This is a genomic window from Mucilaginibacter roseus (assembly GCF_021215455.1).
GTDB lineage: Bacteria > Bacteroidota > Bacteroidia > Sphingobacteriales > Sphingobacteriaceae > Mucilaginibacter > Mucilaginibacter roseus.
In genome coordinates, this window is the sequence record NZ_JAJPWV010000003.1 from 15891 (window position 1) to 40855 (window position 24965).

Consider the following 24965-nt stretch of genomic DNA (forward strand, 5'->3'; position numbering starts at 1 on the left):
CAGTCTTAAAATTAAAGTGAGTATTTGGTGAGTCACTTTTAAAACGACTGATAAAATATTGATAATGAGAAGTTACGAGATTCGGTTCGAGTCCCGTCCATTCCGCTTAGAGAGTTTCAAAGCTCACCGAAACCGCTTAATTCAACGAATTAAGCTGTTTTTTTATGTCAAAACCCCTCGTTTCAAATTACTCCAGGGTAAAAGACGAGAAAGTTAGTAATTATATGAAAGCATTGAGGTCGGCATTGGAAACAAAGCCCAGCCAGGCTGTGCGAACAAGCCAGACTGATAAAACCCTCTCTTCGAGCATCACCTTTGTAAAGCCCCCTGAAAAAATGCATTATTGAACCATGGTAGGCTTTTACTCTTGCGGCCTCCCAATCCTCTTTTTGTTTTTCGTCTGCAGGTAATTCCTCAAATGCGCCATTACCTAAAAAACTAGCATTATCCTGTTCAATTTGATAACTGAAATTAGTAAGTGAATATCTAATAGTATAGCCCAGAGCTTTATTTTCAATAATGATGATGTCGTCCTTATAAGCGTTAAGAATACCCGCTTTCTTATCATGCACTAAATTGATAACTTCAGGATTAACAATGCGGCATTTTTTACTATTAGTGGTCTCTCCCAAAAATACCCTTTGAAAGATTTTTAAAAAGTTTTCCCGTTCCTTTTTCCCATCACGTTGACATTTACCTCTGTGAGTTGAACGATAACCGGCTTTAGTTTAATTTTAACATTGACTGATAAATCAGTAATAAAAACGGTTTGGGTGTGTTTTGCAAAACCGACCATCGACACAGAAAGCTGGTAAGTACCCGGATGTAAGCCTTCAAACATGCCTATCAATGCTTTTCCACATCCAACCCGCAGGCACTTAGACATAAAGCATAATTTCATTTACAACCAATTAACTTTATGTGTCAAAAAATAGCGATTATAGTGGGTGCCGGATCAGCCGGACTCACCGCTGCTTATGAATTACTAAAAAGAACGGATATTTACCCGTTATACTTGAGAAAAGCAATGTCGTGGGAGGAATTTTCAGAACTGTAAATTACAAGGGTAACAAAATAGACATCGCAGGGCATCAAAGAACCGGGTTTATTTACGCTTGATTTTTCAGAAGGTCAATCGAATCCACTTATTTTTATTTAATAAAAAGAAAATAATTACCGGAAAGGTTTAAAGCGGTAAAAATAAGCGGCTTATGTTTGAAATAAATATTTAATATAATATATTTATAAAAGTATATCTCCTGAGAGGGAAGTGCTGATTTAAACCTTATATTTTCTTTATTTAATACGCCCGCGCTGATGAGCAAAATAAAAGAAAGCACAATTTCGAGACGTAGTTTTGTAAAATCAACCTCTTTTTTTTGGCTTAGCAAAGCCATTTTTACCGACCCAGCCATTAAAACACTGGCTGACGCTGTCGGCTTAAACACCACCCCTTCCTCAGATTTCAGTTGCGAGTTGTTCCGCAGCAGTGACTTGTTGTATTTGAAATACTTTTTTTACAATGCACGGGTCAGTGGCAAACATATTAGGCGTATTGGGAACAAACCGATGTATGTTTACATTAAAGCCCCCGCTCAGCATATTGCCGAAGAACTGGTTAAACAAGACCCCAAGACGTTTACATCGCGCAATGATCTTCGGTTAAAAGAAACATTTTTATCGCAGAGTTCGTGGCTGGCCTTCAAACTTACCGACGAGTTCCGCTCCTTAAGATTTGATCCTGAATCGCTGCTCGACTGGAAGAACAACTTCGATATGCTTACGATTGATAGCTTTGCCAGCCGGGAAAGCGACCGTTTTTCGGGCTATGGTTTTGCACTGCAGGCGCTGAAAGACGAATTTACCGCTCAGACAATTGATGATGTACCGGTTCTACATTCAACCGCCAGTCAGGCAAGCAGCCATCAGCCCATTACCACGTTTGATGTACCTTTCCGGATGTCGCTTAGCCCGATTGCCAATCCGCTAACGGGCAATACACAATTTACCAGGACACTCGGCGAGCACGTTTTTACAGAAAATAACTTGCTTAAGCTGCATTACCTGTGTACCTGCAAAAGCCGGCAGGAAGTAAAAATCGTTTCCCCCTGGGAGAACAGCCTGGTGTTTAGAACAATTGACAATGAATTAGCGCCGCCCAGGTTTAAAGTCGTACGCGCTGTTTGCCCTCAAACAGCCGACAGGGGTGTTGAACTTTTGCCGGCACCGGTAAACCGTGAGGAGCTCAAAGAGCTTACCATGCGCAAGGAATATGACCGGGATGTTACCGCAGATTATTTTAAAATAGCCGCATTGGGTGCTACTGCCTACCTGAAATATAAGAATGACGACCCTACGCTGAAATTCTCTATTGTAGGCTGGCAGCAAAAGATCAAGTACGCACGCGATAATTATGTGTCGGTAACCTTTAGAGCAGTTGATGTGTTTACCGGCTTAAAATTGCTGATCTCTATCATTGCCGAAAGGGAATTCAAATTCGGCATCAGTTTTTTACCAAAAAAGTATTATGTAGCCTTTGCTGAAAAGGAAAAGATTTATGATGACGGAGTCACGGTAAGTAAACTACCCTTTAAGAAAATTATACCAAGAACCAATGGTGCCTACTTTTATCCGCAAACTTTTGATTTGGTGAGTTTCGCCAACGGAACGGGCAGGCGCGCTGACAACAGCTACCTGGTTGCCCGCAACAAAGTGGATTGCGTATTTGACGCGGCTCAATCCATTTACCCCGAAAACCTGGTGGTTTTTGATTACACGGGTATAGATAAAAATGGCGCAGAACACCATTTTCAGTCCAAGATTGTATTTATCCCTGCCGAAAAATATGTGATACAATCGGGAACGTATCAATACCATAATGAGGATAGCGTCTTAAAAGATGTAGTTGCCGGTAATCCTGTGCCGATTATCGGCATAGGTGAGCTCGATCCGGCACAGGACGTAAACCTGCAGCCCGGTACGCGGCCCGGCTGTATACCCAACCCGGCTGCAGGCTATACTTATAAGTTAGAAAAAACCTTTGCCCAACCTTTACCTGCTGTACCGCCGGGCTACAGTAAACTGGAAATTCTGCTTGGAGAACTTAAACGCATTATTACTTTACCACCTTACCGTACAAGCTTCGCCATAAATATAAAAAATGATTTAACCTATGCCAGGTTAGACGGGCTCAAAGCGGTAAACCTAATCGGGAAAGATTCAACTAATGCTACTTTCCGTACCTCCGATATCCTGCTTGCGCCGGAATACAATCCAAACTTGAGCGGGCCCGATTTTTATTTAAATAATTTCCCGGTCGTACCCGCCTTGTACAACGCCAATGTGATTCTATCACAAATAGACCAGATACAGGGTCGCAGCGAGTATCGCACGGTGAAATACTTTAATACTTACCGAAATAGTAACAAAGACATTGACGTGCCATACGATAGCAATCCGGCACTCCTTTTCTTTGAGCTGGCTAACGGAATTGGTAACTTCTTCACTGAAAACTATAAAAGCTCTGGGGCGGTGGCCAATCCGGGTATCAAAATCACCCATGTATCGGCGCTCGATAACAGTATCAGTTATAACGAAACGCATAATGATTTACGCACGGGCGTTACAAAAAACGCAGTTGCAGGCGGCTTTAAGGTGGTTGGAAATGTTCCGGGCGAATCGGTATTCCGGGAGCTGAAAGCCGAAATATTAGGTATATCGCTGGTCAGTATCCTACAAAGTTCCTTAGGACTAAATGATTTACCGGTCTTTGCATACGCGAGGCAATTTGAGCAAACCCTTAAACGGGTTGAAGAACTGGAGGAAGAATTCAAAGATATTGCCAAAGGCTGGATTGCTGAATACAAGAGTAAAATAGCACTTATTGCCGAATATAAAAAGCAAATCGAGCAATATGAAGAGCAGTTACGCTTGCTGTCTAAGATCGATCTGCGCGCCTGGCTCGAATCGGTTATCGAACAGTCGAGTGCCTTAAATTACTACCGTCAACAGGCCCAGGCTCTGCAATACGCCCAGGTTAATTTGAAAGCCTATGTCAGGGATTGCCTTAAACCTGTAAAAGATAAAATCTCGGCACAAATACTGGCTGCAATGGTTGGCGGCTACGATGTTGCCACGATGGTCGATTGCCTGATTACTCCTGTATTAACCACCAGCCAACAGTTCCAAGCCAACCTGGATAATTTTATAAAAAAAGCCGGTGATCTGAGAACAAATGTCAGCAATGGCAAACTACCGGAAAAATATCTGGAAGAGGCCGTAAAAATTATCCTGATTGAAAAGATTATCAACGGCACCAATGCCCTGGACCTTCTGTCGAGATATAAAGAATGTGTAAAACAGGCTGGCCGAATAGAGGATAAGTACAAGGCGGCTTACCAAGAAATTGTTGATGGCATCAATGAGGCGCTGAATTTTGCCTCAGCGATTGGCCAGGATTACCAGGAACAGCTGGAGAACCAGGTCGCCGAAGCCATTAGCAACATGCCTGCGCTGCTCGAGAAGCTGATTAGCGATGCCGACCTACCATTTAAGCCTGAACAAATAAGTGGCTGGCTATTGAAAACGTATCAGTTGGTTCAGGTATATGATAATTATCACCGGCTGTATGCGAATTTAAGGGGTGGGCATTATGTTATACTGTTAAAAGAGTTAGGCCTGGACATTCCGGCCACTTATCAGCTTAGCATTGACAAGGTCCAAGCCGATCTGGAAGCTTCTTTTAAAAAGGAAGTAAGAAACCTGAAATATACCGTTGAGCCGCCAACTGCGATTAAAACCGCATTTACTGAACTGCAAAACACGTTATTGGCAACGGACGTTACCCTTAAGGCTTACGAAGCTAAAATTGATGAAATTAATCAGCTCATTCAAACCACTATAACTAATTACCAGGCGGTTGCTGGTCAGCTATACAGGCAGTACGAAATCATTGTTATACAGGCAGCGGAAATCAGGGCAAAATTACGCGACCCTGAAAAGTTTGTAGCCGATTTTGTTCGCAACAAAATCAAAGATTTACAAGGCGATTTAGATAATTACCGCCGCGATATTATTAATAAAGCTAAGGGTTCGCCTGAATACCTGGCACTGCAAGCAAAAATTGCCGAGTACGACGTGTTTATTAAAAAGATACAATCGCTGACCCGTCAAAAGCTCGATTATAAATTTAATACAAAAAAATTCCGCAAAGCATCCTTAGGCGGCGTCATCGAATTTCTGCCAGTTCCTAATGTAACTGAGCTTAAGATAAATGTGAATTATGAGATAGAACTCAACATTACCTCGCTCGGCAAACCGCCTTCAATAGGCCGGCAATCACACGTTACCGAAAGCACCCTGAGTAATTTTAAGCTGGGCATGCTGCAATTGCTTTATATTGATTTTGAAAGGGTCAGGTTCATTACCGGATCGGATGTAAAGGACGATTTTCAGGTACAGATACGCAATGTGGAGTTTGCCGGGTTCCTGGGTTTCTTCCAGGCCTTTCAGGAATATTTAAAAAGCCTGAGCGACAACCTTGTATTTGACATCAGTGCGACGGGCGTGCGCGTTGGTTACGGTATCACCATACCTGATATTACCTCCGGTGCTTTCAACTTTTTCAATCTGAGCCTGAGCGCTTTACTTACCCTTCCTTTTCAGCCCGAAAAATCAATGCAAATGCAGTTTGGCATCGGCAACGAGCTGAACAAATTTGGCCTCACGGTGCTGGGTATTTTCGGTGGACAGGGATACTTCAATCTAATAGCCGAGCCGCGCAGCGGTATCGTGGGCATGGAGGTTGTGCTGGAATTTGGCGCGATATTCAACCTCAACCTTAACGTTGCCCGCGGCACCGCTTATTTGGTTGGCGGCATTTATATTAAGCGCTATAAAGGCAATTACGAACTCCGTGGTTATATTTTATGCGTAGGCCGTTTAAACATTTTAGGGTTGTTCTCGGCATCGGTCACCTTCTATTTGGCGCTCGAAGGCAATAGTCAGGTTCTAAAGGGGGTTTGCAGGGTTACGGTAAGCCACCAGTTAACCCCTTTTTTCGAAATTTCGGTATCGTTCGAAATGGAGAAGATCATCAAAGGAACAGAAAGCAAGGGTTCTACCGGGGAGGCCGCCTACCTCAAGACAAGCACTATAAACCAGACCGGGGACCTGTATATTGCTGACACTAACCTTAACAAAGCTTATTTTTATCATGATGAGGAGATATACATTTATATAAAAACCGATGACACAGTACCGGTAGCCCCAAAAGCAACACTTGTAGATAATAACTCGCGGGCATTAATTTCATCGGTTAAATCAAAATCACAGGGTTCGCTGCATTATTTCAGTATTAGGCCGTCCGATATGCCCACGGGGGAGTATGAATTGAATATCGCCCAGCCCGGAACGGCGAACCTGGTCAAAAAAGTTTTCAAAATTGTTAGTGCCGAAGCCGATTCATGTTCCGAGGAGTTAAATACCTACATCTCTTTGGAAGATTATTATGCATCTTATTACCATTCAATTTAACCTTACCCATGACACTTAAACCTCAGTATAGCGTAACGCCACACGGCATTAAAGTAGTCGGCAAGGATGTGTATGCCGTATTTAAAATGGTAGTAAGCATTGCTGATTTTAATAATAAACCTGTTACACCTGTCTCGCGCGTAACCGGGAGCGTGTGGGCAAACTTTCTGGCTGAAATCAACGCCGCAAAATGGACCTATAATTACACGCCGGCTTCGGCTGACGGCTCAACCGGAACCCTGGAATTCAGCATTATATCGCTGCGCACCACAATGCAAAACAATAACTTTCAATTTTTAATGCCGGGCCAGCAACCTGATAACGATACCGTTAGGGGGCTTAGCAACAATAAATCTATTAACTACGGGCTTGATCATGACCGCAAACCCCGTTTAGGATTTGCAGGCGAAGGGACAATGGCCATTATAGAACAGGCCGCTAAACTGGAAAGCAGGCAAATGCAATCTTCCCTCGACAAGTTTGACTTAGACCGTTACCATGATATTTTTAAGAAATCGGGCGAGTTTGCCGATGAAAACCGACTGACAGATAAGCAGTTGACCAATGAATATGATTTCAGGACAGTGTACAGCACCATCCTGAATGAGCCACAGCTTGCCGAAACACACTATGGAATTATCAGGGAAATAATTATACCGGTAGGTGAAATGCTTTTACGTACTACCTTGCAGGATTATAAAATAAAAATGCCGGACGGTACGCCCGACGCACTATACACTTTAAAAAATGTCAACGGAAAATATTATAACGGTTTACAAAAGATGTTTTTTTACAACGGCGGCGGCAATTCAGATTTTAATGACATCAGATATTATTTAAACGACCCTTACAAACAAGCGCAGGAGGACGTTAAAGAATCTAAAAACGGCAAACCGCATCCCGATGGCATCTATGCGCTCATCGCTTATAAACCCAACGCTGCAGATAGTGGAATAAATAATAACGATCCATTTCGAAAGGGCAAAGGTGTTAAAGGTTTTAATGTAATTGTAAAACCTAAACCTGACAAAAATAAATATGCCTCTTTAAGCTGGCATCAAAAAGTATATACCTTTAAAAAGGGGCGTAAAAAACCATATATTATTTATACATCGGGATGTATGAACCCCCGTGCTGAAATGGTTGACAGCCAAACACAAACACGTACCAACTTATTATTTGCCTGGCGCGGCGACAATTTAATTGTAAACCGGGAGTTAAAGGCATCAAAGAACATAACTGACAATATTGCAACCGGCTTTGTAACCGATAAGGGGTGCGAAAACCGGTTCATTAACGATGAGATTTTCACCAAACAGGAACTGCTCATCCGTGAGTCGCAGATACAACTGCTGGCTACAGATAACAGCAGCGCCTATCATTTTTATGTTAGAACCGTTGGTTATACCGAGCACTGCCTGCCGCTAGAAGCTGAAGTTTTAGACAAGGACATGCTACCTTATACACTTACCGTTGAAGATGTATTAAACAGCGCATCTAATGCAGCATTATATTTATTTGGCGAACCGGTTCAGTACAATTTAACTAGTGCGGCAGCATTACCAATTAAAGCGCTGAACATTGTCGGCCCAAGGGTATATAATGACCCCAACCCAGGTTATGTGGACAATGGCAACCACTTGGTTTTAAACGAACTGGCAAAGGAAAAGCGTGAAACACGCTACCTGTATCCGCCTTCCATCAAACTGGAAGACGTTAAGTTCCTGGGTTACCTCTCGCCCGAAAAGTTGAAGAAACGAACGACTGAAAAACTCAGTTTAAACGATTATGTACGCCGGTGCAAACGCCTTGAAGACAGAAATTCCACCAAACTGCCAAACCTCGCTATCTCGAGTTCTGGCATTGATTACCTCGCTGATCCACGCGGTAGCAGGATCGTCCTTTTTCCGGCTGATTTATATACCCTGTCCAGATGCAAACCGTCGGACCTTAAACCGGTTTTTATTTTTAATTATCAAGCCTTATATCCTTTTTACAACAAAACTCGATCGGGAAAGCTAAGCGTAATACGCAAAAAAAATGTCGCCCCGGCAATCTACAACGGGTTGAACAATAGCTACACTATTCAACTAAATAACGATCCGCTTTTTAAAGATTTGCCCCTGGGCATTTACTTATTTAAAGTATACATCACTGACGCTGATTTTACCACAACCACTATTAATCACTACAACGAAATACCGCTCAGGATATCATTGGTCGGCAAACCAGCCATTCCAATTATCACTACGCCTACCAAAAACCTGGTCACCCTGCGCAATACGTTACATGAACAGCACCGTAACTACTGGTTTTTACCCTTTGATATTACAGACAGCGATAGCTGGAAATCATTAAAATACACGGAGGATACCGAAGTGTTGCGTATCGACCAGCCCGCGCCAGCGGACATTTTATCGGACTATGAAAAAAGAACCGGTATAAAGCAGGAACTGATGTTGGATGAATATCCGTACGATATTTTTTTGCAGAAGGAAGGAGATGCAGCGGGCGAAAGTGATCTGCGTGTTTCGCTATATCCGGCGAGCGTTACCATCAGTATACAATGCCAGGCTGATAGTCCGATTACCGACAATTCGTTGCTCTTATCCCTGAATTTAAACGACAGCGATAAATTAACAGCTCGTAAATCGTCAGGTGGTTTTAAACTGTTTTTAAACAGCGATTTGCTGAAAGAAGCACAGGCGATGGTGTTAATCGTAAAATTTGTTCAGGCTGAAAACCATTATGAGCTATTTTTACAAGGTACATCACTTACTCCAAAGGGTTTAAAAAATTATATCAATCCTGATATTACGATCCAGGATATCGAAATTCCGGAACAGGTGATGCAGCAATTAGCAATTGCACCGGCCTCCCTCAACTTCTCGTTCAACAGAGGCAACAAATACATTTTTATAACCGATATGCGCCATCCGTACTCGGCGATAAAACGCTTCAGGCTCTTCGCCTCTTCACCATTCCAGGCCTATTTTCCAAAAGTAAAAAATGAGTTTGAGCTGGGCAGTACGGGCGTCGTTCATCAAATATTTGTACCGAACAATGTACGGCCCGAAACGCCGGTACTTAACGCCGGGGTATTGTTAATGCACGTTAAAGACGAATCGTGGAACGATGAATTTAAGGAAAGCGCCACCAGCAGTCTCATTCGGTTAACCCTGAACCAAGACTTCATGAAAGAGGGCCGCAATTTGCTGGGCATAGTGCTTAAAAATATATCTGCCGCTACAGACACCAAAAATGTTTCGCTGGTGGGCGATGATATCACCAAGCTCAGCAACTACGATATTTCGAACACTACGATCGAAGATTTTATTGACACGGCGAGCCAAAATCCTTTGTTCTCTAAATACATTGACAAAAAGCCAAGGAAAATCTACTTGATTGACGAAGTACAATACGAGGTACTGCGCTGTGTTCCTTACTATAACGCCGATTTAAAAAAATGGCAGGTTGTACTTCCGTTTAAATACTTCCGGGATATGGAAGCCTTGTTTGTGAAGTTGGTAACGGTTAAAATCGCACCTGGTCATGATCTGAAAGACATCAACCATAACATCGCCGCCCCTGTTTACAGAGACAGGTCTGGCACTAACCTATCCTCGTTTGCGGAGCCCGAAATATTTCCGGTTTATAACAAAAAACAGATCAGCATTAAACGCACTAAGGATAGCTACACCATTGAGTATATTGGCCCGTTTTTAAGCAAGCCGCTTAAAATGTTATGTGTAATGCTTTTAGACCAGCACCACCACTTAGCTGAAATTCTTTCCGACACCAGCATGATGAAAGATATGGTCACGTTTAATTGCGCCACAGCCGATCCGGTTGCAGGTACTGAAGGGAAAATACTCTTGTTTTCGCAAAAACGTGTCACCATTAACCGGCCATTGTGCCATACAATTCTGGTTCTGGAGTTTGAGGTGCATGCCAACTACAAACCTGCCGCCGGTCAATCTGCAAGTCAGCCATTTTTTGTAAGCAAAAACCCTTTGTTCGAAATGGAAGGAACCCGCCTGATAAACGTTGCCGAATTTAAAGCCTAATCATATGTTTAACTCAACAAACCTATATCATGAAAGATTTAATTTTCTACTCGCCTCGGGCATCGCTTAAATTCCGGTCGTTCGCTGATGACCTTACCCCTGCAGAGCTTACCGAAGTAAAAAATAACATCCGGCTATTTAAAGCAGCAGATGGTGGTAACCTCCAAAAAATTAATGCCTATGCCTGCAAAACGGGTATAGACTGGACGATAGCCAGCGGGCAATTCCCAGGCTCGGGGGGAGCGAAGGTAAATTTTAAAGCCGCTGTACAAGTAGGTACTGCTACGCTCGAAAGCGCTTTCGACCGGCAGTATTTAATGGGTATATTAGCCCGGGAAAGCCGTTTCGGCCAGGATTTTCCGATTTATGTTAATGACAATACCGCCATAGGTGGTTTTCAGCTTATCCCTAAAGAAACGATAGACGAATTTAACAATCATAATAAACCTGCAATAAACGCCGTAGATGCCGACCAGCGCGGAACGGCCGTAGAAACACCCGCCTATAAAGAGTTTTGTAATGCCGCCAAAATTGCCGCCTGGAACCTGGCGCGCAACCTGCAATACTGTACATTCAAAAAACTGAACGGTATTGAAGTGGGCTCGATTGCAGCTGCCGATGAAGCCATCCTATTTGCGCTGGCAATGTACCGAAAAGGGGTGGCTGAGGTCACCAATGCCCGTAAACAATGCCTTAATAGCGGCGCTGATAATACTAAATGGGAAAATGTAAAATCGCTGGTCAGCGCCGAAGCACGCAAATATGTCGCTAAGGTATTGTTGTACGCCCAAAGCCTTACGATGAGGTTTTATTTTGTTGCCGGCGATACTGTGATCAAGGCTTGTCAGGCTAATTGGTCAGCCTTTAAAAGTGATTGCAGCGGCTTTGTAAAAAAAGTGTGTAAGGACCTAAATGTAACGATGAGCACCGGTCAGGCTGATGCTATTGTAGATTATATTAAAGCCAATGGTTGGACGGCACTTAAAGATCAGACTTCGGGTAGTACAATTACCAAAACTAAGGAGCAACTGGCAAAAGAATATGCCGATAGTGGTTATCTGGTTATCGCCGGTTTAAAGGGCGCCGATAATGTTCCACCGATGAATAACGGGCATGTGGTTGTCGTAGTATCGGGTGACATGGTTTACTCCTCGCGCGATGGAAAATACTATCCTCTTGGCTATTGGGGAAGGCTGAACGGCGTAGGCAACCAAAACTCCGGCTTAAATAACGCTTTTAACAAAGACTCTATCTCCAAAGTGGTATATGCAGCAAAAAAAATATGAAAAATATGCTGCCGTTTGACTAATTATTTAAGGTAACATGCCAACCATGAGATCGTGTCGATCAGGAACAGCAATTTCAACAATCTGAATCTGCTCTATCGCGTTCTTGTTACCGACAGGCATGACCTAATAAAATATTGAACATAATTTTCAATATCACTTGCATTCCACAGTATTTTAGGACTGATCACCGGGGCTTTGCCGCTGGCGATCGGTCTTTCAGGATTAGTGTTGGGTTTTAGTAAGGAAATTGACCAACAGATCAATCCAATATGTTAAAAGTAGCTGTTGACGGTGAGAAAACACCGCTGGACAGTATTTACAGCAATGCCATCGAATTATCCATTGAAAAAGGCGACGAATGGAAATAATTCACGGAACAACAATTTAACTGGTAGTCTGTACAAGCAACACCAATTAATTTGCAGATGTCATTTCTTTTGTTTTAACTTTGCACCAATTCCTGACCCGTTACCTTTTAAATATCAAGGAATCATGACTGAATTTATTCACATATCGCCCCTTTCGCTTTAAGCCTGACCGGCCGCCGCATTCCCGTTTTTATTTTTGAAAACGTTTAGCTGATTGTTGCCAAATGTGCAATCTGTTAAATTTTTGGCCTGCCTGTTAGTGTGGTTGCTGTAGCACCATGAAAGGGTATATCCCATCCCGGGGATGAATTGAAACCCATAGTGAAATCAAGTTTATTTATTCAACACGCAATTAGAGTGTTCAGGTATATCCGCATTAATCCTTAACGGAGATGCTGCTGCCATGTACACCATTAATAAACTGTGTGTAAATCATCCGGAAAAAATAATTACCGGATATAAAATCATACTCCCGACATGGGCAATTTAAAAACAAAAGAATTAAGTAAAATTGGCTATACCGATAACCAGCTACGCAGCCTGGTGATCAACATAGCCTCAAAACATTTTAAACATCATACCACTGAGCATTTGCTTAACTTGCTGACTGATATATTACAGCGGCCGGAGCAATATCTCAATGATACGGTAACCGGCAAAATAGCCGAGAAAATAATCGGCAAGCCCGAAGAGGCAGCCTTTACAGCGCATGAACTCCTGCTTCAGCCGCAAGCCTATAAAACTTATGGTGCAAAGAATATAGAAGTGGCAGCGCATACACAGATGGAGCTGGCCATGCAACTGCCCGTTAGCTTACAGGGAGCGCTGATGCCTGATGCGCATATGGGTTTCGGCTTGCCTATTGGCGGCGTGCTGGCTACCAATAATGCGGTAATACCTTATGCTGTTGGCATGGATATTGGCTGCCGCATGGCGCTGTCTATTGTAGATGAAAGCGAGAGTTTTTTTAACCGCTATGCGTACCAAGCGAAACAGGCATTGAAAAACCATACCCACTTTGGTATGGAAGGCGGCCTTGACGCAAGGCAGGAACACGAGGTATTGGATAGCCCGGTATTTCGTGAACTACCATTTTTGCGACCATTACATGGTAAAGCCGTAAGGCAACTTGGCACCTCGGGCAACGGCAATCACTTCGTAGAGTTTGGTACCATTGAACTTGCCGCAGGTAACGCCTTAAGTTTGCCTGCTAAAAAGTACGTGGCCTTACTGTCGCATTCCGGCAGCAGGGGTTTGGGGGCGGCTATTGCCAAACACTATACCCAGCTGGCCATGAATACCTGCAAACTGCCACGCCATGCCCAGCCATTGGCCTGGCTGGATATGGATACCGAAGCCGGGCAGGAATATTGGCTCGCCATGACACTTGCCGGAGATTACGCACGTGCCTGCCATGAGCGGATACATGCCAACCTGTTAAAAGCATTAGGGTTGAAGGCTGTGAGCGTAATTGAAAACCACCACAACTTTGCCTGGAAGGATAAGCTTGCTGACGGCCGCGAGGCAATCGTTCATCGTAAAGGCGCTACACCTGCCCACGCAGGCGAGATGGGCATTATCCCCGGTAGCATGACTACCCCGGCTTACCTGGTAGCAGGCAAAGGTATTGGCGATGCATTGTACTCCGCTTCGCATGGAGCGGGCCGGGCTATGAGCAGGCAAAAAGCCAAAAACAGCATGACGGTTTCTGGCTTGAAAAAGATGCTTGCCAATGCCGGTGTTACGCTTATTGGCGGCAGCGTTGAAGAAAATCCGCAAGCGTACAAAAACATTGACAAGGTAATGGAAGCGCAAAGTACATTGGTTGAGGTGCAGGGCAAATTTATGCCTAAAATAGTGAGAATGAGTAAAGAGTAATTAGATGAAAAAAGTTATCATTCAAATAACCTCCGGTAAAGGCCCGGCTGAATGCTGCCGCGCAGTTGCCTTGGTTTATAAGCTGATGCTGAAACAAGCCGCTCGGCAAGCTATTAAAGTACAACCAGTAGAAATAATATCGGCAGAATACAAAGACACCTACAAATCGGCAACATTTATAGCTGAAGGTAATGAGTTAAACAGCTTTATAACCACATGGAACGGAACCGTGCAATGGATAGCAGAAAGCCCCTATCGTAAGGGGCACAAACGTAAAAACTGGTTTGTAGGCGTTGCCGTGTTTGATGTTAAAGCTTTACCTGTATGGAATGATGCTGATGTGCGCATTGAGACCTGCCGGGCTTCGGGGCCGGGCGGACAAAATGTGAACAAGGTAGAAACCGCTGTACGCGGTACACATGTGGCAACCGGCATACAGGTTTTGGCTATGGACAGCCGGTCGCAGCTCGAAAACAAAAAGCTTTGCATGGAGCGACTACAAGCAAAGGTAATGGCCCGGCAGGCCGAACACTTGGTTGAGCAGCAGCAACAGCAATGGCTAAATCATCATGCGCTGGAACGTGGTAATCCCGTGAAAATCATCCGCGAAAAATTGTAAGTAGTGATAAAGAATATCGGGCCGTAACTGATAACAGTACGGTCCGATTACATTTTTCAGAACGATATCTTAAGGTATTCTTATTAAGAACTCCTTATTAAGATAGCCCTTTGTGGAGCATCTGTGCCAGCCAAGAGAGCTTCTGATCGTACTTGGGGAAACGTTCAAACAGCATAATATCAATCTCGAAACTTTTAAAAGCCGTGTATAATGTTTCTGCCAAAAACATGCGGTCTTCCTCGTTTAGGGGCTTTATATCTTTATTTTCTATCGCCCACAATATCATTTCGTTCATCACCGCCAGCTCGTCATCCAGCATAATTCGTGATCGTGTGAGAATCACCGCAGGGTCGGCCTTTAAGTCAGCCATCAGCAATTCGTATTTAACCATCAATCCTTTAATTTTTTCCAGTTTCAGGCTAAAATACTTTTCAACGTTGATTGCAAACGATTGCTCCTTACTTATAACCAGCAAGCAGTCCTGAATAATAGCCGACATTATTTTGATCGCCACTGCATCAAGAACCTCATTCTTATTGCCAAAATATTTGTAAACGGTACTACGTACTTTTTTTGCTTCTTTAGAGATATCCTGCATGGTTACACGAGAATATCCATACTTCTGAAATGCGAGTTCAGCTCCGGCAATAATTTCTTCCCGCACGCCATCGTTGGCGGTTTCCTTTACTCTTTTAAATAAATCCGTGATTTTGCAATAGTTCATAATAACACATAGCCCTCTTCACCGGCAAAAATGGTAAAACTTAAGTCATAAAAGAAAAAACACGTTAAAACATACGGACATTTTATGTGTTTTTGTATTCACAATATCAAGCGTTCAACTTAGTAATTGTTTTTAAGTTTTTACAAATAACAAAAAAGATACAAAAGCCAAATACGCATTATGTTTTATCCCGTAACCATGAAGTCAATAATTAACGCCGGTGGCGCCCTCGCGGTGCTGATCTGCCTGAGCGGATGCAGTAACAAAGAAAAAACGAAAAGCGGACCGGACACGCTGGCTGTCGAGGTAAGAGACCTGAGTAAAGTGAACAGCCAAACTACACAGCAAACCGTTTATGACGGTACACTACAGGCTGACAAGGTGATTGATCTGAGCTTTCAGGTTTCAGGCACTATCGTATCATTCCCGGTAAAAGCGGGCGACTATGTAAAAAAGGGACAATTAATTGCGCAGGTAGATGAAACTACTTACCGCAATCAGTACAACGCCCAACTCGCACAGGCAAAACTTGCGGAGGAAAACTATCGCCGTATTGAAGAAGTTTACCGCAAAGGCAGCATTGCCGAAATAAAAATGCTTGAAGCCAGATCAAATTACGAGCAGGCAACATCAGCGGCAAAAGCTACCTATCAGAATATTGCACACACCCGCCTTTATGCGCCGGAGTCAGGCTATATCGGGCAGAAAATGCTTGAAGCCGGCGGTTTGGCCAGCCCGGGCCAGCCCGTTGCGCAATTGCTGGATACCCGTTCGGTACAGGTATTAGTAGCAGTTCCCGAAAATGAGGTTAACCGCTTTCCGGCAGGTACACCGGCTACCATAAAAATTGATGCTATGGGTAACCGTTTGTTCGAGGGTGTGGTATCTGAAGTAGGCGTTCTGGCTGTAAATAGCTCAGCTAACTACAATGTAAAGGTTAAAATATCTAATCCGGACCGCATGCTTAAACCGGGCATGTTAAGCAAGGTAAACTTTAATACAAACAAAACATCAGCGGTTAAAACCGATAGCGCGAGCGTTGTGGTACCGGTTCAGGCCGTGCAAGTTGATGAGAAAGGCAACCAGTTTGTGTACCTGGTAGGAAGCGGCAACAAGGCAGAACGCCGCCGGGTTAAAACCGGCCGCCTGTACAGCAATGGCATTGCCGTTACCGAGGGGCTTAAGGGCAATGAACAACTGATTACCTCCGGCTATCAAAAGCTTGCCGACCAAACGCCTGTAACCATCAACAAATAATGCCCACATGAAAGAGAAAAAAGAAAACATGATTGAATGGGCAATGAAGTACCATGTACTTCCGGTGGTGCTTGCCCTCATATTGTTCATACTCGGTATAGCGGCTCTGTTTAACATGCCACGGAATGAGTTTCCGGACTTTACCATCAGGCAGGGTGTTATCATCGGTATGTATCCCGGCGCTTCGGCCAAGCAGGTTGAGGAGCAGTTGACAAAGAAGGTTGAGGAATATCTTTTCAGCAATAACGAGGTTGATAAAACCAAAACCTACTCCTACTCGCGCGATGGGATGATGTACATATTTGTAGAAGTATCAGATAAATACAATGATGTTCAGAGCAAAACCTTTTGGAATAAGATAAAAAACGGCATGTTCATTCTGCAAGCCCAGTTACCAAAAGAGGTGCGTGGCTTTTATGTGAACAGCGACTTTGGCAGTACCTCTGCCCTGCTGATGGCGGTGGAATCAAAAACCCGCCCTTATAAGGAGTTGCTTAATAACGTGGAGTACATTGAATCGCAACTACGCCATGTTAAGGATGTAGCAAAAATATCCCACACCGGTAACCTCAATGAGCAGATATCGGTTTATATAGATAATAATAAGCTGCAACAACAGGGCATATCTGTTAATGCTATTATGCAGGTATTGCAAAATGCCGGCGCCATTACGCCTGCGGGCTATGAGAAGGGCGACGTTATTGACCGCCCTATACATCTAAGCACCTTTTTTCAGACCGAAGCTGATCTGTCTGAACAAATTGTAAAGCAGGATCAGCAAGGTAACACGGTAAGGCTGCGTGATGTAGCCAACATTAAACGCGAATACCAGGAGCCCGACAGTTATGTAACCGCAAACGGTACGAAAGCCATTATTATCTCGCTGGAAATGGTGAGCGGTAAAAACATTGTGCAGTTCGGCAAAAAGCTGGAAGAACGGTTGGATATTGTTCGCGAACACTTGCCTCAGGATGTTAAGATGGTGAAACTGGCCAATCAGCCTGAGGTGGTAGATGAGTCGATAGCGCATTTTATGAAGGAATTTGCCTTCGCGCTGATCGGGGTTATCATTGTAGCGTTACTGCTACTTCCTTTCCGTGTGGCGGCTGTAGCTGCGGCTACCATACCCATTACCATAGCCGCTACATTGGCCATTATGTACTTAGCCGGTATTGAGTTGGATACGGTAACCCTCGCGGCCCTTATTGTGGTGCTGGGTATAGTGGTGGATGACCCGATTGTGGTGATAGATAATCACATCGAAAAGCTGGATCACGGCATGTCTGTCTGGGATGCCGCGAAGAGCAGCGCCGAAGAGCTTTTTCCTTCAGTGTTTACCGCCACATTAGCCATATCGGCAACCTTTGTGCCGCTTATGTTCTTTATGACGGGTACAGCTAAGGATTTTATCAGTGTGTTTCCCATCACCATCATTATCGCCCTTACCCTATCCCTGGTGATCTCCATGATGCTGGTTCCATTCTTTAATACCTTATTTATCAAGAAGGGCCTTGTGCATGGCGATAAAAAGAATGATAAAAAATCATTCCTTGACCGCCTGCAGGACTTTTTCAATAAACACATCGGTAATGCCATGCGCCATTACCGGTTAACAGTACTTTTCGCTATACTATCGGTAGTTGTGGGCGTTTTCCTGATGGGGTTACTACCGCAACAGTTATTCCCTAAAGTAGAGCGCAACCAGTTTGCCATCGAGATCTACCTGCCCAGCGGCTACAGCCTCTCACAAACGGACAGTGTGGTAAAAAAGATGGAGCGCATACTGGCTAAAGATAAGCGTATTGTTAATTACACCAGCTTTATAGGTAACAGTTCGCCACGTTTCCATATGGTGTACGCGCCTAACTTACCGGCAAAAAATTACGCGCAGATATTGCTCAATACGGAATCAGAAGATGCTACCGAAGAATTAATTAAAGAATATATTCCTAAGTATAGCGAGCAGTTCCCTTCAGCTTATGTACGCATGAAGCAGCTGAACATGGTGAATGCGTCCGCTCCTATCGAGGTCCGTATCTCGGGAGATAGTATAGCTGATCTTAAAAAAACAGCTTACAAAGTAGCGGCCATAGGCAAACGCCACAAACAGGTTACCTGGGTACGTACCGATTATGACGATATGCAACAGGGTTTAAGCATCGATGTAAAAACGACCGAAGCGGCGCGGCTGGGCATCAGCAAAAATGATATTGCCAATACCATAGCCGCCCAAACAACCGGTATAAAGGCAACCCAACTATGGGAAGAAACTTATCCGATAGATGTGGAGATCAAAACGCCCCAAAAAGTGCGCATGGATGTTGCCCGCTTGAATGAGCTTAAGGTTATGTCGCCCAACACCGGTTCGGCAGTACCGCTAAGGCAGGTTGCTGACCTTAAACCTGACTGGAACGAGGGCCAGATCGTTCGCCGTAACAGCATCCGCACCCTTACCGTACGCATGGACGTAGAGCCCGATGCTGTAGCTAACGGTGTACTTGCCGAACTGCAACCGGATATCGAAAAAATAAAACTTCCGCAGGGTGTCGAGATTATTTATGGTGGCGAACTCGAACTGCAAAATGAAAACATGGGCCCTATGGGTATGGCATTAGGGTTGAGCGTGATCCTGATCTTCCTGATACTGCTATGGCACTTTAAACATTTAAAGCATGCGGTGCTGAGCATTACTACCATGCCGTTAAGTATCCTGGGTGCATCCTTCGGTTTGCTGGTTGCGGGTTATCCTTTTGGCTTTACTTCATTTTTAGGTTTGCTTGCCCTTTGCGGTATCGTAGTACGAAACGGGGTGATCCTGATTGACTTTGCCGAGGAGCTGCGCCATCATGAAGGGGCATCGGTATTTGAAGCAGCTAAACTATCGGCGGAACGACGGATGCGGCCTATATTCCTGACCTCATCAGCGGCAGCCGTAGGCGTTATCCCGATGATCATCAGCCGTTCATCACTATGGGGCCCGCTGGGTACGGTTATCTGCTTCGGCCTGCTGGTATCTATGCTACTCACCCTATTTGCATTACCAACCATGTATTGGCTGTTCTTCCGTAAAGAAGATAAGCAGCGGACTGAAAATCAACCAAGCCCAAATGCTTAACATAACGTTTATGAAAAGATATATTTTAATTTTAATAATCGCTATAAGTACTATACCCGCAATTGCCCAGCAACGGGTAATTACCTTGCGCGAAAGTAAAGACGCGGCGCTATCATATAGCAATACCCTAAAAAACGGGGAGCTACGCGTTGAATCAGCAAAAGCAGGCGTTGCAGCCGCCAAAGCCGACTATCTGCCATCAGTTAGCGCAACGGGTGTTGGTTTATTAGGCTTTAAGGATTTTATATCGGCCATGCCTCCATTACTTGAAAAGGGCATCAATAACTTTTACCTGTTAGGTGTAACCGGCATGCAGCCGCTTTACGCAGGGGGCAAAATAAAAACCGGCAATGAGCTGGCCGCATTACAATTGGAGGTAACCCGCATCCGCATGCAGCAATCAACCGACTCGGTATTGCTGCTAACCGAGCAAAAATACTGGAACCTGGTTAACATACAGGAGCAGCAAAAAACCATTGCCGCTAATGAGGTGCTACTTAATAGCGTGCTCAAAATGCAAAAAGACATGCTTACATCTGGCTTAATTGCCCGGAATGATCTTTTAAAGGTAAAGGTTCAGCTAAGCCAACTTAAGGTACAAAAAAGCAAATTGCAAAACGGGCGCCGGGTTGCCCTGCTCGACTTTTCCATGTACACCGGGCTGCCTTTTGATTCGACCATGACGATGAAGGACACACTGGACAAGCAGCGTTTACCGGTTTTACCGGGAGCATCGCCGGATACATTGCTGGCTAAAAACCTCGACTATCAGCTACTCAAAAAACGCATTGATGCGCAAAAACTGCAGACCACGTTATCTAAAGGCGATAATCTGCCCAGCGTTTCGGTAGGTATAAGCGCAGCACAAGCCGGCTCTTTTAACAGCGGGTTTGGCAGTTCCTTTGTTCCTTCAGGGTTGTTAACCGTCAGCATACCCATATCTAACGGGCTATGGGGACGTGGTAAGCAAAAAGTACGACAGCAAAAACTAAATGAAAGCATAGCCGCTAACGACCTGCGGGATGCCCAGGATCAGATCAGGTTGGGTATAACGCGCTACTGGTACAATTTGAAAGACCAACTGACACAAATTGTATACGCGCGCGAAAACCTTGAACTGGCTACTGAAAACATGAAGGTAAACCAGGATAATTACAAAGCCGGACTTAGCCCGGTAACAGATGTACTGGATGCCCAGGCCAGCTACCAGCAAGCGGCAGGCACGCTCACCACTGCATATACCGACTACTATAATCGGCTGGCTGTTTACCGCTACCTTACCGCTACGGGTAACGACAAATAGTAAAGGACCTCTGCCGAAAAAAGTTTTGAAACACAGAAGCCGCACTTTAAAAAGTGCGGCTTCTGCCATTATATATAAATTATATTGCCGCTTACTTAACTGTTACGGCAAATTTAAAGGTAGCGGTTACTGTTTTACCCGCAGCGTATTCATAAACCAATGCCTGGCTAATGTTAAACTTATCATTAAGTGCTACCTGTTTCGGGAATTGGCCTATATCGAAAGTGAATTTCTCGGCGTTCATTTCAGAGAATACGCGAGCATCGGCTCCCCAGCCGATGACATTGCCGGCCGCGTTAAACCAATGGCCATAACCGTTAGCCGTAGTTTGCGCGTTAAGGGTACCATTACTTTCAACCGCGTAAAACTTGATGGTTTTATTGGCTAAGCCCTGCGTTATCTGCGCTGGCGTAAGCACAAAGGATTGCGCAAGTTTTTCCAGATCGGCAGTTATGGTGCTGCGGCTATAGTTCTCGGTATCGTACGGAACGGTTACATCTATATTAAAGGTAACATCCTTAGGGGTTGATCCCGGTACAATCTCAATATCATTTAACAAGGTAGTATTGGTAAACTTAACCTTATACGGCCATTGCTCATCATTGCTGTTATCATCATCCCAGGCGTGCTGCACATAGGCTGTGGGGGCACCGGTTACTATAAACCATAGCTTACTGCAATTAGCCGGAACATTAAAAGTGGCCTCGCCGCTTTTGCTTTCGAAAATAGTACCATACACGCGTGTACCGTTAGTTAATAAGGCCACAAAACCATAACGCCAGCCGGCTTTAGTTTCATCAACATGGTTATACCCGTTAGCATTGGCCAATCCTGTAAACATAGCTTTTACTGCGGTCGCCCCGGCAGGTACTTTGACAGGCACAATGTTAAAACCCGTAGTACCCGGACAGCGCGAATATTTAACCTGGAAACTACCATCGCTCAACTTGTCAAACTCATAAGGCTGCTGCCCTATATAACCTGCCCCCATTTCCCTTATCGCGTCAACATCCCATGTAGCAAAGCGGGCGGCGGCATCATAAATCTCATCATTAAGTTGCTTGTTATTAATGCCGGTTAAACGCATATAAGCCTGTATGCCATCCTCAGGCTGCAAAGCCTCATGCCAAATGCGCCCAACTATATCAATACCATGTTTTGATGCCCAGTAGGTTTGCAAAAAGTAACTCGCGTAGCGCTGCGATTCATGATGGAAGTGGCGATGGCAATTATCCATATATACACCAAAGTTGTAAGAACTGAAGGCTTCTTCCGGATAGCTTTGAAAAGCCTGCCACTGCGCCGTTTGCTCCCAAAAACCATTGCCGGGCTTACCGCCGAATCCATATCTAAAGCCATAGGATCCGCCCTTATCGCAACGCACCTGGTACTGGAAGCAGTGCCCTATCTCATGCGCGAGCGTAGAGCCTACAGGTTTCACGGTACCGGGGCTAATCCAAAGCGCTCCTATTACGTCATCATACCCCGAGCCTGTAGCCAGCCAATCGTCCTGGTAATGCAAAAAGATCATCATCTTATATTTGTCCAGGTTTGATTTACCTTTCCCTACCTCGGCAAACTTCAGCGTATTAATGTTGAGTTCATAAAAACCCTCGGCCTTTAAAAGCAGGTCGTTAATGTCAACACGGTATTGCTCAGGCACGGCAGCAGCGTTCGGGTCGTTCGCTCCGTATTTGGCATCCCAAAAAACAATAAAATGTTCTGACTGTCGGCTGCGCTTGTAAGCCCATTTACTTGCCGGGTTAGTAAAGTCGCTGTTTTTAAACTCTTGAGGTGTATAAATCGCAAGAGTGTCTTTTTTAGCGGGTTCCGGTGCAGGTTCCTCATCCGGGCGTTGCGTCTTTTTACAACTGCCTAAAAAAAGGCTGCCTATTATTAATAGTAGTTGTGTTAGCCTGAACCATTTTATGTATTTACCGGGCATAGACCGCTGTGCTGACATCATAATATTTATGGTATTTATAATATTTATAAATGTCAGCGTTTAACAAACTACTTATGCTGATGATATTGGCTTATGTTTAGCGGATATTATCTTTTAATCAGGCATAGCGATTATGATCGAACAGCTCATTGCAATAACGTGAATGACATTCCTGCATCAACCGAAATACCAATTTCTAATACTTTTCTTATAACCGTTTAATAACTTACTAATAGCGAATAACTAAAAATTAAATTTGTCAGGCTCATGTGTTTTTTAACAGTTTATTAACGTTTTTCCCAAACCTTTCGCCTCGTTTTGACTTATATTTGCCCGCTGAAAATGATAGGGATACTGAGAAACGGATATTTTAAAACTTTTTTGGGCCTGCTGCTTATCGCGGTATTGGCGCTAAAGTCATGCGATCTGTTTATCGGTTATTATAAAAACGTCAGCAAATCATACGCGGTTGAAAAAACTGAAGATGAAAGCAACAATCCTCAGGGAGAAAACAGCTTTGACAAGGCTGATAAAAAAATGTACTCATGCTATGAGTATAGCTACATTTATAACGTGCTACATCATATAATCCCTGTTTCCCCAGTATACGGCGTTTATAGCTTTTCCATATTCAAGGAACCCTTACGCGATGTGCTTACTCCGCCTCCAAACAGCACTCCGGAATTTATTTCCTGACGGCAAAACCATTTATACTTTTATTTATTATATATCCGGTTATAATATTTATAACTGCCGGTATAAATAAAGCACAGTGCTTTCAATAAGGCACTTGCAGCTTAAAACTGCGGGGTTTGACCATTTGCCAAACAACTTAACAACATTTTATTTATTATATTATTTTTTGTCTTTTTATGAAAAAGAAAAAACAAGCTAATGCGCCAACTCCCTGGCAACGGCTCGTTAGACTGTTACACTACGAGCGGTCAACCATCAACTATATATTTATTTACGCCTTACTGATAGGCTTGATTGGCCTTACCCTACCGCTGGGCACCACGGCGGTGTTCAACTTGCTATCAAACGGTGCTATGTATAGCTCAACTTACCTGCTCATCACCGTTGTACTTGTTGGTGTGGTTATTGGCGGCGCGCTGCTGATAGGGCAGCTTACGCTGGTTGAGTTTCTGGAACAAAAAATATTTACGCGCACATCAATGGAGTTTGCTTACAGGCTGCCCCGAATAAAAAAGCAGGAGCTGGAAGGCGAACACGTACCCGAACTGGTTAACCGCTTTTTTGATATTTTGACGATACAAAAGGGCCTTACCAAGTTATTGGTTGATATTGTAGCTTCATCGGTACAAATATTCTTTAGTGCGGTACTGCTTACATTTTACCACCCGGTTTTCTTTGTTTTTGGGTTTTTGGCAATAGGCGCCATAGTAGCCACTGTTTTACTTTACTACCGCCGTGGTGTTGATACCAGTATTGAAGAATCTGAACATAAATATGAACTGGTTGCCCACCTGGAAGAGGTAGCCGGCAACCTCGACGAATACCGTGGTAACAAATCAATGATGGATCAGGTAGTGAAAACCACCGATGAGATCAACGCGAAATACCTGATGGCCCGTAATGATCACTTCAGCGTATTGAAAAAGTTTTTTGTTAGTGCTGTTGCCCTGCGCACGGTGCTGATGGGCGCGTTGCTGTTGCTGGGTTCCTTTTTTGTGGTAGAAAGACAGATGACCTTTGGACAGTTCGTAGCAGCCGAAGTGATTGTAGTACAAATTAGCTACGCGGTTGAAAAATTAATGACCAACCTGAACACATTGTTTGATATGGTTACCGGCAGCGAAAAACTCGCTGTAGTTACCGATATGGAATTGGAGGAGGCAAAGTAAA

General features: G+C 44.1%; 15 protein-coding genes. 11 read left to right on the forward strand and 4 right to left on the reverse strand.

The genetic code is table 11. The features are described 5' to 3' along the window. Positions 1–182: 182 nt before the first annotated feature. Positions 183–632 (reverse strand): hypothetical protein, encoded by a 450-nt coding sequence (locus tag LT679_RS09215; RefSeq protein ID WP_232177179.1) that lies wholly within the window; start codon positions 630–632, stop codon positions 183–185. Between the two features lie 20 nt (positions 633–652). Beyond that, positions 653–886, reverse strand: a complete 234-nt coding sequence (locus tag LT679_RS09220; RefSeq protein WP_232177180.1) for a carboxypeptidase-like regulatory domain-containing protein — start codon at positions 884–886, stop codon at positions 653–655. A gap of 33 nt (positions 887–919) precedes the next feature. Here LT679_RS09220 and LT679_RS09225 point away from each other — a divergent pair, with 33 nt between their 5' ends. From LT679_RS09225 to prfH, 6 genes are all read left to right on the forward strand, one after another. Continuing rightward, positions 920–1057 (forward strand): hypothetical protein, encoded by a 138-nt coding sequence (locus LT679_RS09225; protein WP_232177181.1) that lies wholly within the window; start codon positions 920–922, stop codon positions 1055–1057. A gap of 260 nt (positions 1058–1317) precedes the next feature. After that, the gene (locus LT679_RS09230; protein WP_232177182.1) at positions 1318–6534 is read left to right on the forward strand and encodes a hypothetical protein; all 5217 of its coding nucleotides are present in this window, start codon (positions 1318–1320) and stop codon (positions 6532–6534) included. A gap of 8 nt (positions 6535–6542) precedes the next feature. Continuing rightward, positions 6543–10601 carry a hypothetical protein gene (locus LT679_RS09235; RefSeq protein WP_232177183.1) on the forward strand — a complete coding sequence of 1353 codons (4059 nt, stop codon included), beginning with the start codon at positions 6543–6545 and terminating at the stop codon, positions 10599–10601. A gap of 29 nt (positions 10602–10630) precedes the next feature. Then, complete coding sequence (locus LT679_RS09240; RefSeq protein ID WP_232177184.1) at positions 10631–11887, forward strand: lysozyme family protein; 1257 nt, start codon at positions 10631–10633, stop codon at positions 11885–11887. An 848-nt stretch (positions 11888–12735) separates the two neighbouring features. Further along, the gene (locus LT679_RS09245) at positions 12736–14136 is read left to right on the forward strand and encodes an RtcB family protein (RefSeq protein ID WP_232177185.1); all 1401 of its coding nucleotides are present in this window, start codon (positions 12736–12738) and stop codon (positions 14134–14136) included. Positions 14137–14140: 4 nt separating this feature from the next. After that, positions 14141–14755 carry a peptide chain release factor H gene (gene prfH, locus LT679_RS09250; RefSeq protein WP_232177186.1) on the forward strand — a complete coding sequence of 205 codons (615 nt, stop codon included), beginning with the start codon at positions 14141–14143 and terminating at the stop codon, positions 14753–14755. A gap of 97 nt (positions 14756–14852) precedes the next feature. On the opposite strand, the gene LT679_RS09255 is transcribed toward prfH, so the two are convergent. Continuing rightward, complete coding sequence (locus LT679_RS09255) at positions 14853–15479, reverse strand: TetR/AcrR family transcriptional regulator (RefSeq protein ID WP_232177187.1); 627 nt, start codon at positions 15477–15479, stop codon at positions 14853–14855. 198 nt (positions 15480–15677) lie between these two features. Here LT679_RS09255 and LT679_RS09260 point away from each other — a divergent pair, with 198 nt between their 5' ends. From LT679_RS09260 to LT679_RS09270, 3 genes are read left to right on the forward strand one after another with little or no spacing between them, the layout of a single operon-like run. Further along, positions 15678–16736 (forward strand): efflux RND transporter periplasmic adaptor subunit, encoded by a 1059-nt coding sequence (locus LT679_RS09260; protein ID WP_232177188.1) that lies wholly within the window; start codon positions 15678–15680, stop codon positions 16734–16736. A 7-nt stretch (positions 16737–16743) separates the two neighbouring features. Next, a complete protein-coding gene (locus LT679_RS09265) occupies positions 16744–19851 on the forward strand; it encodes an efflux RND transporter permease subunit (RefSeq protein ID WP_232177189.1) in 3108 nt (1035 codons plus the stop codon). 10 nt (positions 19852–19861) lie between these two features. Continuing rightward, the gene (locus tag LT679_RS09270; protein WP_232177190.1) at positions 19862–21154 is read left to right on the forward strand and encodes a TolC family protein; all 1293 of its coding nucleotides are present in this window, start codon (positions 19862–19864) and stop codon (positions 21152–21154) included. 91 nt (positions 21155–21245) lie between these two features. Here LT679_RS09270 and LT679_RS09275 read toward each other — a convergent pair whose 3' ends face one another. Next, entirely contained in the window at positions 21246–23120 is a 1875-nt protein-coding gene (locus LT679_RS09275; protein ID WP_232177191.1) for a DUF4859 domain-containing protein, read from the reverse strand. Between the two features lie 321 nt (positions 23121–23441). On the opposite strand from LT679_RS09275, the gene LT679_RS09280 reads away from it, so the two are divergent. After that, positions 23442–23795: a hypothetical protein gene (locus LT679_RS09280; RefSeq protein ID WP_232177192.1), complete on the forward strand. Its 354-nt coding sequence runs from the start codon at positions 23442–23444 to the stop codon at positions 23793–23795. A 176-nt stretch (positions 23796–23971) separates the two neighbouring features. Continuing rightward, positions 23972–24964: an ABC transporter transmembrane domain-containing protein gene (locus LT679_RS09285; protein ID WP_232177193.1), complete on the forward strand. Its 993-nt coding sequence runs from the start codon at positions 23972–23974 to the stop codon at positions 24962–24964. Position 24965: the final 1 nt, after the last annotated feature.